This window comes from Pseudomonas cavernicola, assembly GCF_003596405.1.
Taxonomy (GTDB): Bacteria; Pseudomonadota; Gammaproteobacteria; order Pseudomonadales; family Pseudomonadaceae; genus Aquipseudomonas; species Aquipseudomonas cavernicola.
In genome coordinates this window covers 308,154-322,435 of sequence record NZ_QYUR01000002.1, presented here as the reverse complement: position 1 = coordinate 322,435, position 14,282 = coordinate 308,154, and the positions used below count along the sequence as shown (strand labels likewise).

Below are 14,282 nucleotides of genomic sequence, written 5' to 3'. Positions count from 1 at the left end.
TCGCGATGGGGCAGCACCCAGTCGCGCTTGTTCGCGGATAAATCCGCTCCTACAGCAGCCCGGCCGCAGACAATCTCTTCTCGGCACGGCGGACAGGGTAAACTGCCGCCTTCCCTGAAACGCCCTGGTTACTGTCATGACTTTCGCCACACTTGGCCTGATCGAACCCCTGCTGCGCGCCCTCGAAGCTCTCGATTACAAAACCCCCACGCCGGTACAAAACCAGGCGATTCCGGCGGTGTTGGCCGGGCGCGACCTGATGGCGGCGGCGCAGACTGGCACTGGCAAGACCGCAGGCTTCGCTCTGCCGCTGCTGCAACGTCTGACCCTGGAAGGCCCGCAAGTCGCCAGTAACTCGGTGCGCGCGCTGGTGCTGGTGCCGACTCGCGAGCTGGCCGAGCAGGTGCATGAGAGCTTTCGTGTCTACGGCCAGCACCTGCCGCTCAGCACCTATGCGGTGTATGGCGGCGTCAGCATCAACCCGCAGATGATGAAACTGCGCAAGGGCATCGACGTGCTGGTGGCCACTCCCGGCCGGCTGCTCGACCTCTATCGGCAGAACGCGGTGAAGTTTGCCCAGCTACAAACCCTGGTGCTGGATGAGGCCGACCGTATGCTCGACCTCGGTTTCTCCGAGGAGCTGCGCGACATCTACGCCGCACTGCCGAAGAAGCGCCAGACCCTGTTGTTTTCCGCGACCTTTTCCGACGCCATCCGCAGTCTCGCCGGGCAGACGCTGGATAACCCGCTGAGCATCGAAGTCAGCCCGCGCAACGTCGCCGCCAACAGCGTCAAGCAGTGGGTCATTCCGGTAGACAAGAAGCGCAAGCCAGAGCTGTTCAGCCACCTGTTGAAGACACAGCGCTGGAGCCAGGTGCTGGTGTTCGCCAAAACCCGCAACGGTGTCGACCAACTCAGCGAACTGCTGCAACAGCAAGGTGTCAGCGCCGACGGCATCCACGGCGACAAGCCGCAGGCGACCCGCCAGCGTGCGCTGGATCGCTTCAAGAACCGCGAAGTTCAGATCCTGGTGGCCACCGACGTCGCCGCGCGCGGGCTGGATATCGACGATCTGCCTCTGGTGGTCAACTTCGACCTGCCGATCGTCGCCGAGGACTATATCCACCGCATTGGCCGCACCGGCCGCGCCGGCGCTAGCGGCCAGGCGATCTCGCTGGTTTGCGCCGATGAAGTGCAACTGCTCTCGGCCATCGAAACCCTGACCCGGCAGACCCTGCAACGCATCGAGGAGCAGGACTTCGAACCCGAGCATCGAGTGCCGATTACCGACTCGAGCGGCCAGGTGCTGAAAAAACCGAAGAAACCGAAAAAGCCGAAAGTGGTCGGTGGTGGCGGCAAAAAGACCTTGGGCAAATGGCTGGAAAGCGACGAACCGGCCGAGCCACCGGTGAAAGCCGTGCGCAAAGTACCGAGCTTCAATACGGGACCGAGAAAGAAAAAGCCTTGAGTCAGAGGGTTAACGTTACCCGCAGTGTGGTGGCGGGTGACGTTTCCTGGTGCCGGGCCGGATCATGCTGGTGCCCAGTCGGGTGGTAAATTCGCGCACGGTAGGTGTCGGGGCTTGCCGGGTGGGGCACACGGGCGGGTGCGGCGGGGTTTCAGGATAATGGCGCAAAATGTGCATTCATGTGTGGAATCCTGAACGTCTATAGTGTGTCTCTGGCTTTTCCGCCCTTGCGCACCATCACACGACAAGCCTATGCGCCACAAGGAACTGAAACACTGGACTGCCGGTGTCGCTCATCTGCTGGCCCTGCCCAGCGGCCGTGCGCGCCTGCTTGGCCTCAGCCAGTGGCTGAAGCAGATCTGTCACGTCGATCACTTCGTCTTGTTCGTCTATGAGGGAAATCACCGCCCGCTGGCGCTGTTCGACACCTTCCCGGCGGACAAGCGCAAGGTCTACGTCGACAACTATCAGGTCGGGCCCTATCTGCTCGACCCGTTCTACCTCGCCTGTACGCGCAACCAGCCGCCCGGCCTGTGGCGCTTGCGTCAGTTCGCCCCGGACCACTTCTACCTTGGCGAGTACTACCTGAACTACTACCAACTGACCGGTCTGGCCGAAGAAGTGGCCTTCTTCGTCGATCTTGCTGACGGCGCCAAAGGCGTGCTGTCGTTGATGCGCAGTACAGCCAGCCCGACCTACAGCCGCGACGAACTGCAGCTGCTCGACTGCGCGCAGCAGGTGGTCGAGGAGGTGGTGCAGGAGGCCTGGCAGCAGTGCCGCGAACAGCAACCGCGACCGGCGCAAGACCTGGACCACAAGATCCGCGCCGCCTTCGAGCAGTTCGGCGCGCACACCCTCACCGCGCGGGAGCAGGAAATCGTCCAGTTGTTGCTGCGCGGCCACTCCAGCGCCTCGGTGGCCGAACAATTGGAAATCAGTCCCGGCACGGTGAAGATCCACCGCAAGAACATCTACGCCAAGCTCGGCATCGGCAGCCAGGCCGAGCTGCTGGGGCTGTTCATCCGCGAGCTGTCGGGATCGGAGGTGGATGGCGAGTCGTCGTTGCGCACGGCGATTTGAGCAAGGGGGCTACGTCCCTGCATCTCTTTGCAGGAGCGAGCTCTGCTCGCGATGCTCTTGCTTGAGAGGCTTTCGCTACAGGTTTTGCGTTTTCCTGTCTCGCGCCTATCCCCCGAGGGATATATACAGCGCAAAACCGCGATTGTTAGCTTGAGCCCCACAAGCACTTAGAAGAGTGGGGCCTGCGGTGAACGATTCCAGCCAAGCGTTCGATATTGAGTTTCGCCACGTGGTCAAGCGCTATGGCGCCGTGGCGGCGGTTAACGGCCTGAGCTTCAAGGTCAGGCGCGGCTCCTTCCACTCTTTCCTCGGCAGCTCCGGCTGCGGCAAGACCACCACCCTGCGGATGATTGCCGGCTTCGAGCAACCCAGCGAAGGCGAGGTGTTGCTGGCCGGCCAGCCGATGGTCGGGGTACCGGCGTATCAGCGCCCGGTGAACATGGTGTTCCAAAGTTACGCGCTGTTCCCCCATCTCTCTGTGCTGGAGAACATCGCCTACGGCCTGCGCTACCGCAGCTCGCGTCCGGGCCGAGCGGAGCAGCGCCGGTTGGCCGAGCAGGCGCTGGAAATGGTGCGCCTGTCTGGCTTCGGCGAGCGCAAGCCGCACGAGCTGTCCGGCGGCCAGCAGCAACGCGTGGCGCTGGCGCGGGCGCTGGTCAACCAGCCCACCGTGCTGCTGCTCGACGAGCCGCTGGCGGCGCTGGACCGCAAGCTGCGCAAGGAGATGCAGTCCGAGCTGCTACGCCTGCAGCGCGAGGTCGGCATCACCTTCGTGCTGGTCACCCACGATCAGGAGGAGGCGCTGTCGATGAGCGACAGCATCAGCATCATGCAGGACGGCCTGATCATCCAGACCGCCAGCCCTGAGCAGCTCTACGAGACCCCGGCCAGCCGCTACGTGGCGGACTTTATCGGCGAGTCCAACTTGTTCGACGGCACCGTACGCCGCATCGAGGGCGACCGCGTGGTGCTGCAGACGGCCCAGGGCCTGGAGCTGGCCAGTCCGTCGACCCCCAGCGGCCCGCCGCTCAAGGCCAGCGAAGCGGGCTGCATCGCGGTGCGCCCGGAACAGATCAGCATCGGCGCCGAGAGTGCGCCGCTGGCGCGCGAGATTTGCCTGCGCGGGCGCGTCGAGGACCGCATCTACCTCGGCAACCTCACCGAATACCGGGTGCGCACCGAGCCGTTCGGCATCGTCTGCGTGCGCGTGCCCTGTCACGGCGCGCAGGATAGCAGCGCTTTCGAGCATGGCGCGCCGGTGCGCGTGGGCTGGGATCAGGCCAGTGGCCTGGCGATGACGTTGTAAGAACCTGTTTCGGATCTCGGAAACTCCCCTCTCCCACTTGTGGGAGAGGGGCCGGGGGAGAGGGTCTTGGCCCACTAACCCTCTCCCCAGCCCTCTCCCGTAAACGGGAGAAGGCGCAAAAGCGGCCTGTTGCTGTTCTATAACGCCGTTATGGGCTGCGGAAAAGATTCGAGACAGGCTCTAAAGCGCAGGGCAGACCCTGCGGAGCCCGGTCGTGTGTTGTTTCCGGGCGGTTCCCGAGTAGGCAGAACAACAGCAAAAGCTAACAGACGGGAGAGTGCGATGGACGAACGTAAGAGCTTCATCAAGACGATGCGCAGCTGGCAGAACGGCTCCATCACCCGGCGCGAGTTTCTCGGTCGCACCGGGCTGGGCCTGGCCGCTGCGGTCGTCGCCAGCAACATGCCCGGTCTGTTGACCAGCCAGGCCTTCGCCGGCGAGAAGGGCAAGATCGGCGACCGCGTGGTGCTAGCCACCTGGCCGAACTACCACAACCCGGAGAACTTCACGGCCTTCGCCGAAGCCACCGGCGCCCAGGTGCAGGTCAACGTGTTCGGCTCCAACGAGGAGATGCTCGCCAAGTTGCAGGCCGGCGGCAGCGGCTGGGACGTGTTCGTGCCGACTAACTACACCATCAGCACCTATGTCGAGCTGGGCCTGATCGAGCCGTTGGACCTCGCCAAGCTGCCGAACTTCGATCCGGCCTCCTTCGAGAAACGCTTCATGGAGCAGGGCGTGGTCAATGGCAAGGTCTACGCCGTGCCGAAGGACTGGGGCACCACCGGCTTCGTCTATGACAGCAAGAAGCTCAGCGGCAAGCCGAGTAGTTGGAAGGAGTTCTGGGAGCTGAGCCAGGGCGCGGCGTCTAGCCGAGTGATGGTCCACGATTACCAGTTGACCGTGATCGGCAACGCCCTGAAGTCCTTCGGCTACAGCTTCAACTCGCTGGACCCGAAGGAGCTGGCCGATGCCGAGAAGCTGCTGCTGGAGGTCAAGCCGCACCTGTTCGCGATCAACTCCGACTACCAGCCGTCCATGCGCAACGGCGATGCCTGGATGGCCATGTGCTGGACCGGCGACGCTTTGCAACTGCGCCGCGACATCCCGAGCATGCAGTACGTCCTGGGCCGCGAGGGCGGCGAGCTGTGGAGCGACTTCTTCGCCATTCCGAAGAGCGCCGAGCGCCGCGAGGCGGCCTACGCCTTCATCAACTTCCTGCTTGACCCGCAGGTGAATAAGCGCGAGGTGGAGGCCCACGGTTACCCGAGCGGCGACAAGCGGGTGGATGCGCTGCTGCCCAAGGCAATGCTCGACGACCCGATCATGTATCCGGCCGCCGAGCAGCTCAGCACCCTCGAGTTCGGCGCCGCGGCGACCCTCACCAGTCCGGCCCGCGCCGAGTTGATGGCGCGCTTCAAGGCGGCGTAGCTCTCTGCTGATTCGGTAGTTCCCCTCTCCCTCCTGGGGAGAGGGGGCTGCTGGTGCGAGGCTTTCTGATCCATGCGGAGTAAGGATTCACCTATGCATATTGCCGTTAGCGCCCCGCTTCAGGCGGCGAGCGCTGCTAAGCCAGCTGTTGCCGGAAAGAGCCTCGGTCGGCGGGTCACCTGGCTCCTGCTGTTGCCCTCGACCCTGTGGTTCCTGCTGCTGTTGTTGCTGCCGCTGCTGATCATCCTGGTGTTCAGTCTCGGCGAGCGTAGCGCGGTCGGCGGCTACAGCGCAGGGCTGACCCTGGACAACTACCTGAACTTGGCGTCACGAGCCAAGGCCTTCACCAATACCCTGGTGCTTGCGCCGGCGGGCACCCTGATCTGCCTGCTCGCGGCCTACCCGCTGGCCTACTTCCTGGCGGTGAAGGTCAAGCGCAACAAGTCGCTGTTGCTGACCCTGGTGATAGTGCCGTTCTGGACCAGCTTCCTGATCCGCACCTACGCGTGGATCTTCATCCTCAGCGGCAAGGGCATTCCGGCGCTACTGGCCAGCTTTGGCCTGGACGACGTGCGCCTGATCAACACGCCGACTGCGGTGCTGATCGGCATCGTCTACGGCTACCTGCCGCTGATGGTGTTCCCCATCTACGTCAGCCTGGAAAAGCTCGACAAGCGCCTGCTGGAAGCCTCCGGCGATCTCGGCGCGGGCGCCTTCGAGACCTTTCGCCGCATCACCTTGCCGTTGTCGGCGCCGGGGGTGATCACTGGGGTGATGTTGGTGTTCATCCTGCTGATGGGCGAGTTCCTGATCCCGGCGATTCTCGGTGGCGGCAAGGTGTTCTTCGTCGGCAACGCCCTGGTCGACCTGTTCCTGCAATCGCGCAACTGGCCGTTCGGCAGCGCGGTGGCCATGACCTTGGTGGCGATGATGCTGGCGATCATCGCCCTTTACCTGAAACTGGTGGCGCGCTTGGGCGGCAAGCAGTCGGACGGAGTGCTCTGAGATGTGGCTAAGAAGCTATTCGACTTCGGTCTATCTGTTCCTCTACGCGCCGATCGCGCTGATCATGCTGTTCAGCTTCAACGCTGGCCGCCATGCGGCGGCCTTCGAATGCTGTTCGACGCAGTGGTTCGGCCGGACGTTCGGCAACCCCTTCATCATGGAGGCGCTCGCCACCAGCCTGATGATCGGCCTGTGTTCTGCGGTGATCGCCACGCTGTTCGGCACCCTGGCGGTGTTCGGCCTGCAACGGGTCGGCAAGCGCGTGCGGCTGTTGTTCGAGGCGCTGATCTACAGCGCCATCATCATCCCCGGCATCGTCATCGGCATCGCCACCCTGATCGCCTTCATCAGTCTGTTCGACCTGCTCAATCCGCTGCTGGCGGCGCTGGATCTGGGCATCCCGCGGCTGAACATGGGCTTCGCCACAGTGGTGGCGGCACACTCGCTGTTCACCATGGCGCTGGTGATGGTGATCGTCCGCACCCGCGTCGAGGCGCTGGATCGCGCGCTGCTGGAGGCCTCGGCCGATCTCTATGCCCCGCCGCTGGAGACTTTCTGGCGGGTGACCTTGCCGCAGATCGCCCCGGCGGTGCTGGCCGGCTTCCTGCTGGCGTTCACCTTCAGCTTCGACGACTTCATAGTCGCCTTCTTCGTCGCTGGCTCCGAGACCACGCTGCCGATCTACATCTTCTCCTCGATCCGCCGTGGCGTGACGCCGGAGATCAACGCCATATCCACGGTGATCATCTGCGCCTCGCTGGCGCTGCTGTTCACCTCCCGCTATCTGCAAAACCGCCGAGCCGGCGTTTAGCGTCCCGGATGGAGAGCTCTATGCGCGATCAGCTGTATATCAACGGTGAGTGGGTCAGCCCGGATCTGGGTGGTTACTTCGAGGTGCTTGACCCGGCCAGCGAGCAAGTCATCCAGCGCGTGCCGGCCGGCACTGAAGAAGACATCGACCATGCCGTGCGCGCCGCCCGGCGAGCCTTCGAACATGGCTGGGGGCAGACCAGCGGCGCCGAGCGCGCGGGTTGGCTGGAGGCCCTGGCGGACGAACTGGAGGGCGGCCAGGATGCGCTGGCCCTGCTTGAGGTGCGCGACAACGGCAAGCCGCTGCCGGAAGCGCAGTGGGATATCGCCGATGCGATTGGCTGCTTCCGTTATTACGCCGAGCTGGCGCGGGAACTGGACAGCCGCCAGGACGAGCCGCTGGCGCTGCCGGATGAGCGTTTCCGCTGCCGGGTTCGCCGTGAGCCGGTCGGGGTGACGGGGCAGATCATCCCCTGGAACTACCCGTTGCTGATGGCTTCGTGGAAAGTCGCACCGGCGCTGGCTGCGGGTGCCACGGTAGTGCTGAAACCCTCCGAGCTGACGCCACTGACGGCGCTGGAACTGGCCGCGGCAGCCGACAAGATCGGCCTGCCGGCGGGGGTACTGAACCTGGTGACCGGCCTTGGCGCCGAGGCCGGCGGCCCGCTAAGCCAGCACCCGATGGTGGACAAACTGGCCTTCACCGGCAGTGTGCCGACCGGCGCGAAGATCATGTCGGCCGCCGCCGCGGATATCAAAAACATCAGCCTGGAGCTGGGTGGCAAGTCGGCCTTTATCGTCTTCGACGATGCCGATGTCGAGGCGGCCGTGGAGTGGATTCTGTTCGGCATCTTCTGGAACCAGGGCCAGGTCTGTAGCGCCACCTCACGCCTGCTGGTGCAGGAAGGCATCGCCGCGCGGCTGCTCGAACGGCTGATCGAAGCCACCCGCAACATCCGCATCGGTCAAGGCCTGGAACAGGGCGTACAGCTCGGCCCGTTGGTCAGCCAGGGCCAGCATGACAAGGTCATTGGTTTCATCGAGCAGGGCAAGGCCAGCGGCGCGCGGCTGCTCACCGGCGGTAAGCGTCCGGCGCACTTGCATAGCGGTTACTTCATCGAGCCGACGATCTTCGATGAACCGGCAGAGAACAGCATCATCTGGCGCGAGGAAGTGTTCGGCCCGCTGCTCTGCATCAAGCGCTTCAAGCGTGAAGAAGATGCCGTGCGCATGGCCAACGCCAGCCGCTTCGGCTTGGCCGGCGCGGTGATGAGCAGCGATCTGGAGCGAGCCGCGCGGGTGGCCAATTCCCTGCGTGCTGGCATCGTTTGGGTCAACTGTTCGCAGCCGACCTTTCCCCAAGCGCCGTGGGGCGGCATGAAACACAGCGGCATTGGCCGTGAACTGGGGCGCTGGGGGCTGGAGAATTACCTGGAAGTGAAACAGGTGACTGAATATATCGGCACCGAGCCTTGGGGTTGGTATCTGAAGTAAACCCGAGCGAGACGCGGAGCGTCTCAGGCGGCGTACCCACGCGCAGCAAAGGAATGCAGCCCAAGACGCTCTGCGTCTGCTCTTTGCGATGGTGCAGAAGATGCCCTAGGTGGGCTGCTCTTTGCCTTGAGTGGGTAAGCCCGCTACCCGGCAACTGTTTATCGGTTCAGCACTGCTGCAGCCATTTCAATATGCCTAGCCCCGCAGCGCGGCCGCTGGCGAAGCAGGCGGTGAGCAAATAGCCGCCGGTGGGCGCTTCCCAGTCGAGCATTTCGCCGGCGCAGAACACTCCGGGCAATTGCCTCAGCATCAACTGCTGATCCAGGGCCTCGAACGACACGCCGCCGGCGCTGCTGATGGCCTCGTCCAGCGGGCGGGTTTTCACCAGTGTCAGCGGTAGCGCCTTGATCGCCGCGGCGAGCAGGGCGGGATTGGCGAAGGTCACGGCGTCGCTGAGTTCGCGCAACAACCCGGCACGCACGCCTTCAAGGCCCAGTTGGCTGCGCAGGTGGTTGCTCAGCGATTTGCTGCCCCGCGGCTTACGCAACAGCGCTTCGACCTGCTGCTGGGTTTTCTGCGGCAGCAGATCGAGCAGGATAGTCGCCGCACCCTCGGCATTGATCCGCTCACGAATTCGCGCGGACAGCGCATAGATCAGGCTGCCCTCGACGCCCTGGGCGGTGACCACGAACTCACCCAATCGCGCTGGTTCCTGGTCCAGGCGGATGGCCGTCGACTTGACCGGCGCCCCGGCGAATTTCTCTAGAAACAATGGGCTCCAACCCACGACTTCGAAGCCGCAATTGCTCGGCTGCAAAGGTGCCAGTTGCACGCCGCGCTGCTCCAGCAAGGGCACCCAGGCGCCATCGGAACCCAGCCGCGCCCAGCTGCCGCCACCCAGGGCCAGCAGCACGGCGTCGGCCCGTATGGCTTGCTCGCCCTCGGGCGTGGCGATCCGCAGGCAGCCGTCGGCATCCCAGCCCAACCAGCGGTGGCGAGTATGGATAGTCACGCCGTGCTCGCGCAGGCGCTTGAGCCAGGTCCGCAGCAGGGGCGCGGCCTTCATATCGGTGGGGAACACCCGCCCGGAGCTGCCAACGAAGGTGTTTATGCCCAGGCCATGAATCCACGCGCACAGCCTATCGGTGCCGAACTTGGCCAGCAGCGGTTCGAACTGTTCACGGCGCGTGCCGTAGCGGGAGAGGAACGCCTGCTTTGGCTCCGAATGGGTGATATTCATCCCGCCGACGCCAGCCAGCAGAAACTTGCGGCCAACCGAAGGCATGGCATCGAACAGCTCGACCTTAACTCCGGCCAGCGCCAGCACTTCTGCCGCCATCAGTCCGGCGGGGCCGCCGCCAATAATGGCGACTGGGTGGCTGTGGGCGTTGGCGTCGGCAGAGTCAGTCATGGGCGAGGCGGTAGTCGGTGCAAAGGAGCGGGTATTCTACCCGAGGGCAGCACGACTGTAGGGCGCCACGGTCTGCAGCGCTGGTAGACATTCAAGCCGTGCCGGGATGAGCCCGCCATTCGCAGGCAATGGTTGACCAAAAAAGCGGTTTTCCACCCAGGGAATGTCCAGGCTAGCTCGCTCCAGCAAAAGCCTGTTTTAGTTTGCCAATGTCGATCTTCTTCATTTGCAGCATCGCCTGCATGGCTCTTTGGGATTTTTCAGCGTCGGGGTCATTGAGCATCTCGAGCAAAACGCTGGGAACAACTTGCCATGAGGCGCCGTACTTATCCTTGAGCCAGCCGCACTGTTGTGCTTTTTCGTCTCCGCCAGCAGAGAGCCTCCCCCAGTAGTAGTCCACCTCATCCTGCGTGTCGCAATTGACTTGGAACGAAATGGCCTCGTTGAATTTGAATAACGGGCCGCCGTTGAGAGCAGTAAACGCCTGCCCATCCAGTTCAAATGCCACGGCCATTACTGTTCCCGCGGGTTTCCCATGGAACTCATACCCCGCTTCCCCATACCGACTGATGCTTACGATCTTGGAATCTCTAAAGATGGCGGTATAGAACGCAACGGCCTCTTCGGCTTGATCGTCAAACCACAAGCATGGGGTGATCTTTTGAATGCGTTGCATAGTGTTTCTCCTGGTCGGGTCCAGTCACGGTTGAGAATGGTCGTGACTAGCAGATAGTCGTCTGCACAAGGCCTCGATCGACAAGACTGGAGCGACTGACCGCCTCTGGCCGACCTCAGCCGGTCGCGACAGGCTCAGAACGGTTCAAAGTGGCCACTCGGGGATCTCAAAATAACCGGGGATTCAATTGTAGCTTTCCGTCTGTTTTCAAGATCACGAGGAGGTTTCTATCGTCGATTGATGACCGATCTTGCTAACGCTGAAACGGCGGCGGTAGTCCCAGGGCGAAAGCCCTATGACCTTGTGGAAGACTTTGCGAAAGGCACCGGGGTCCTGGTATCCCACGGCCCATGCGATCTGGTCGTTCACATTCGCCATGAATTTTCCACCGAGGATGCACCTTTCTTCGCTCCGGGATCTGAAGGGGGCCAGATTCATCCAACAGTTCTAAATCGACCCGATGAGCCCGTCGTGCTCAAAAACTACATCAACTCGTTCCGAGCAACCGATCTCAAGCAGGTGCTAGTGGCCTGTACGGCTAGTTGGTTAACTCAAGTTCGGATGCCTGGAGTCCTGAGACAAGGCTCCGTGACGAGTCATAGTGGGCTATGGTGAGGAGCGGCAACGCAGTATCGGGGCTTCAGGCGCCGAAATTGACTAATGGAACTAGCCACACAGGCCACTAGCGCTACATCGCGGGGGGCTGAGTCCGTAGCCGAACAGCTCCCCGATCTCAGCCCCCACGACGAGGAAACTTCAGATGAGCACGCCCACGAATACTCAAAACGCGGACAGCAACGCGCTCGTGATCACGACGCCCGATGGCGATTTTTCGGCCTTCGTCGCCTTGCCGAAGGCGGATTCTGCCCCGGTTATTGTGGTGATCCAGGAGATCTTCGGCATCAATGCAGATATGCGCGAGACCTGTCGCCAATTGGCTGCCCTTGGCTATATCGCCGTGTGCCCTGATTTGTACTGGCGCCAGGAGCCAGGCGTCAGTCTGACCGACCAAACCCAAGACGAGTGGAACAAGGCGATGACCTTTTACACCGCCTTCGATGTCGACGCCGGGGTGTCCGACATCGCCGCCACGATAAGTGCGGCGCTGAAGCTTCCCGGCGCGTCAGGAAAGGTCGGGGCAGTTGGTTACTGCCTGGGTGGCCTGCTGGCCTACCTGACCGCCACTCGTACGGATGCGGACGCCGCGGTGGCCTATTACGGCGTGGGCATCGACCAGCATCTGGACGAAGCGGCAAACATCAACCAGTCATTGCTCATGCACATCGCCGAGGAGGACGAATTCGTCCCGCCCGAGACGCGCCAGCGGATCCTCACTGCTCTGCAGGGCAACCACCAGGTAGATATCCATCTCTACCCGGGCTGTAACCATGCGTTCGCGCGCAACGCGGGCGCGCACTACGACGCTGTTGCGGCGAGATTGGCCAATGCCCGCACGGCGGAGTTCTTTGACAAGCACCTGAAATAATTGGCAGGCGGGAATGCGCCATGAAGACCTCTGTGGCCATCCCGGTTTTCCGACATTCCCGCCTGCGAAATTGCGCCTCACTTGACCGCCGGTTTGCATTGGCACGGACCAGTCATTTGCATTCGATCTGACCAAGCATTTGCAAACGGGATGAGCACTTGCGCGAGCCCCTCCGACCGGCTCAAAACGACCCGTTCCAGTCATTCGACCCTGCGAGGACTCAACGTCCGCTTACCGATGTGGAGCGGTCATCCCGCCCCGGAAGGAGGCCGACGAGTGTTCGGCCTTTCCGCTCAATGAGAAATACACAAATTCTCGAACACTTTCTTCAACGGCCTGCCCCCGGTGCGAGCCGAAACCGTGCCTTCTCGCCGGATTTTCTTGATCCCCTTTTCGCCACCTATACTCAAGACACCGTGGTCGGACGTGCTGGACGTTCCGTTCGGATAGGGGGCTGGCAAAACTGCAAAAAGCACCACATGCAGCTTGTTAGGAGGAAGAGCGCAGCCCATTGAGGTCTGCGGAGCAATTAAACCAGTATGAGCAGTGTGAAGTGCTTGGTTGAAACCTATCCGCTGGCGGGTGGGCTACCGCTGTCGAATCTATTTTACGGGACTGCGATCATGAATCTGCGTTCCCTGATCGTCGTCTTGATGGTGGCGTTGGCGGGATGTGCCACTCCAGATCGTGCCCCCGACCTGACTCCGCCGGTTCTGATCTCGGAAAATACCTGGCGGCAGGTCGATAGGGACATAGTCGCCGCGTCGCTAGCTGCGACCGGATCGGTCAAAAACTACGCACGCCGCTCCATGGAGAGCTGGAGGGACCGCGTCTATCAGCGCAACGAGGCAGAGTTCATTCCGTGGTTTACCAGCTACTGGACCCAGCAATGGCTGACTATCAAGGTGGCTTGGTACAAGGCGAGCACAGGGGCAGAGACAGATCCGGCCGCAAGTCGATTGGCTACCTATCTGCAGGAGCAATACCACGATCGCGTGCTGGAACCCGTCGCCAAGGAGATCGATCCCGACGCGGTCATGGAGCTGGCGATGAAACTCTACGTCCAGCTCCTCGACAAGCAGTTTCAGGGAATCGCGCAGCGCTACGGCGTACCTCTAGATCAATTCGACCGGCGGCTCAAAGACATTCCAGCGATCGCGCTGGCGCCTCCACCAGCCCACAGCGCTTCGCTCTACCAGATTCTCCACGCCGATCCGATCGACAGTTTGCCGGCCTATGTGGCCCTGGTCGATCGGATCCGCAATGCCGCTGGTGGCACGGGAGCTGGGCCATCGGACGCAAGCATATCGTCTCTGGCGAAACGGACCAGCGAAAAACTGGAGGCCACGCTCGTCCCCAGAGGCGCTGCAAGCGCTGCCGCAGCGGCGGTCGGCGAGGTAGCAGGCATGATGATTTCCATTGCAGCGGCGGGTTTTAGCGCCATCTTGCACGAGAACGAACGGCCGGAAATGGTAGAGCAGCTTCGGGTGATCCTGAACGTCGCCTTGAACGATGAGTGGCGTAGTCTGATGGAGAACCCCGCCACCGGGGTGATGGGAGGGGTCAATTACCTATCTGGACAAATCGAAGGAAATCTCACCAAAACCGTTACGCTGCCAGTCAAATTCGAACCGGTACCGCGAGAAGTTCCCCTACCAGGCGAGCAACCTCTTCAGGACGGAAGAAGTGTCTACGACGCCCCTGCCGACGATTGGAACGCGGATCAATAACCCGCACGGCCGCTGGCAGGCATTTTTATCCACACCGGGAACGGGATGGGAATCGCCCCGAGTCCAACCGACAGTCTTGATCGAGGGTCGGCTTTGCCCGAAGAGATGGCAAAGATCAATGTGTCGCGAATGTCAGGTACCGGTGGTGCGGTCTGAACGACCTCCCACCCAGTTCTGGCGAGCCGGGTAAGCCCGCTCTTGGCCGTTCTCTGCCGGTCACGCGACTCACAGACATGGCGGTCTAGTCGGATGCAAGCAGGTGGTCGGATGCTATGCAAACGCTTGGTCAAGTCCATGCAATTGCCCACTGCCCTACAGGCAATCAATCCCGCCAGCGCCACAGTGGTTACGGGAGGTTTTTTCTGACTCTGCTGTTCACTCTGGCCGA

General features: G+C 62.2%; 11 protein-coding genes and 2 pseudogenes. 10 read left to right on the top strand and 3 right to left on the bottom strand.

Translation table 11 applies throughout. The features are described from left to right. Nucleotides 1-136: 136 nt before the first annotated feature. The 7 genes from D3879_RS01750 (at nucleotide 137) to D3879_RS01720 (ending at nucleotide 8,591) form a co-directional block, all read left to right on the top strand. A complete protein-coding gene (locus D3879_RS01750) occupies nucleotides 137-1,468 on the top strand; it encodes an RNA helicase RhlE1 (RefSeq protein ID WP_119952419.1) in 1,332 nt (443 codons plus the stop codon). A 252-nt stretch (nucleotides 1,469-1,720) separates the two neighbouring features. Beyond that, entirely contained in the window at nucleotides 1,721-2,548 is an 828-nt protein-coding gene (locus D3879_RS01745; protein WP_119952418.1) for a LuxR C-terminal-related transcriptional regulator, read from the top strand. A gap of 175 nt (nucleotides 2,549-2,723) precedes the next feature. Then, nucleotides 2,724-3,854 carry an ABC transporter ATP-binding protein gene (locus tag D3879_RS01740; protein WP_420800896.1) on the top strand — a complete coding sequence of 377 codons (1,131 nt, stop codon included), beginning with the start codon at nucleotides 2,724-2,726 and terminating at the stop codon, nucleotides 3,852-3,854. Nucleotides 3,855-4,136: 282 nt separating this feature from the next. Further along, entirely contained in the window at nucleotides 4,137-5,282 is a 1,146-nt protein-coding gene (locus tag D3879_RS01735) for an ABC transporter substrate-binding protein (protein WP_119952416.1), read from the top strand. A 93-nt stretch (nucleotides 5,283-5,375) separates the two neighbouring features. Continuing rightward, entirely contained in the window at nucleotides 5,376-6,287 is a 912-nt protein-coding gene (locus D3879_RS01730) for an ABC transporter permease (RefSeq protein ID WP_119952415.1), read from the top strand. Between the two features lies 1 nt (nucleotide 6,288). Then, the gene (locus D3879_RS01725; RefSeq protein WP_119952414.1) at nucleotides 6,289-7,098 is read left to right on the top strand and encodes an ABC transporter permease; all 810 of its coding nucleotides are present in this window, start codon (nucleotides 6,289-6,291) and stop codon (nucleotides 7,096-7,098) included. A gap of 20 nt (nucleotides 7,099-7,118) precedes the next feature. Next, nucleotides 7,119-8,591: an aldehyde dehydrogenase family protein gene (locus tag D3879_RS01720; protein WP_119952413.1), complete on the top strand. Its 1,473-nt coding sequence runs from the start codon at nucleotides 7,119-7,121 to the stop codon at nucleotides 8,589-8,591. 166 nt (nucleotides 8,592-8,757) lie between these two features. Here D3879_RS01720 and D3879_RS01715 read toward each other — a convergent pair whose 3' ends face one another. From D3879_RS01715 to D3879_RS26865, 3 genes and pseudogenes are all read right to left on the bottom strand, one after another. After that, entirely contained in the window at nucleotides 8,758-10,002 is a 1,245-nt protein-coding gene (locus D3879_RS01715; RefSeq protein ID WP_119952412.1) for a TIGR03862 family flavoprotein, read from the bottom strand. Nucleotides 10,003-10,174: 172 nt separating this feature from the next. Further along, nucleotides 10,175-10,678, bottom strand: coding sequence for a VOC family protein (locus D3879_RS01710; protein WP_119952411.1), 504 nt, complete (start codon nucleotides 10,676-10,678; stop codon nucleotides 10,175-10,177). Nucleotides 10,679-10,891: 213 nt separating this feature from the next. Continuing rightward, nucleotides 10,892-11,041, bottom strand: a pseudogene (locus D3879_RS26865) (GlxA family transcriptional regulator); the annotation flags it as partial. Between D3879_RS26865 and D3879_RS26860 the strand changes: the two are divergent. The 3 genes and pseudogenes from D3879_RS26860 to D3879_RS01695 form a co-directional block, all read left to right on the top strand. Further along, nucleotides 11,033-11,203: pseudogene (locus tag D3879_RS26860) on the top strand (isochorismatase family protein); the annotation flags it as partial. The pseudogenes D3879_RS26865 and D3879_RS26860 sit on opposite strands and share 9 nt — an antisense overlap. Nucleotides 11,204-11,438: 235 nt before the next feature. Continuing rightward, on the top strand, nucleotides 11,439-12,164 hold the full coding sequence (locus D3879_RS01700; protein ID WP_119952409.1) for a dienelactone hydrolase family protein: 726 nt from the start codon (nucleotides 11,439-11,441) through the stop codon (nucleotides 12,162-12,164). A 623-nt stretch (nucleotides 12,165-12,787) separates the two neighbouring features. Beyond that, nucleotides 12,788-13,894 carry a hypothetical protein gene (locus D3879_RS01695; RefSeq protein WP_119954855.1) on the top strand — a complete coding sequence of 369 codons (1,107 nt, stop codon included), beginning with the start codon at nucleotides 12,788-12,790 and terminating at the stop codon, nucleotides 13,892-13,894. Nucleotides 13,895-14,282 lie beyond the last annotated feature (388 nt).

Coding starts and splice junctions, on each gene's coding strand:
- D3879_RS01750 (WP_119952419.1), top strand. CDS start 137: ATGACTTTCGCCACACTTGGCCTGATCGAACCCCTGCTGCGCGCCCTC.
- D3879_RS01745 (WP_119952418.1), top strand. CDS start 1,721: ATGCGCCACAAGGAACTGAAACACTGGACTGCCGGTGTCGCTCATCTG.
- D3879_RS01735 (WP_119952416.1), top strand. CDS start 4,137: ATGGACGAACGTAAGAGCTTCATCAAGACGATGCGCAGCTGGCAGAAC.
- D3879_RS01730 (WP_119952415.1), top strand. CDS start 5,376: ATGCATATTGCCGTTAGCGCCCCGCTTCAGGCGGCGAGCGCTGCTAAG.
- D3879_RS01725 (WP_119952414.1), top strand. CDS start 6,289: ATGTGGCTAAGAAGCTATTCGACTTCGGTCTATCTGTTCCTCTACGCG.
- D3879_RS01720 (WP_119952413.1), top strand. CDS start 7,119: ATGCGCGATCAGCTGTATATCAACGGTGAGTGGGTCAGCCCGGATCTG.
- D3879_RS01715 (WP_119952412.1), bottom strand. CDS start 10,002: ATGACTGACTCTGCCGACGCCAACGCCCACAGCCACCCAGTCGCCATT.
- D3879_RS01710 (WP_119952411.1), bottom strand. CDS start 10,678: ATGCAACGCATTCAAAAGATCACCCCATGCTTGTGGTTTGACGATCAA.
- D3879_RS01700 (WP_119952409.1), top strand. CDS start 11,439: ATGAGCACGCCCACGAATACTCAAAACGCGGACAGCAACGCGCTCGTG.
- D3879_RS01695 (WP_119954855.1), top strand. CDS start 12,788: ATGAATCTGCGTTCCCTGATCGTCGTCTTGATGGTGGCGTTGGCGGGA.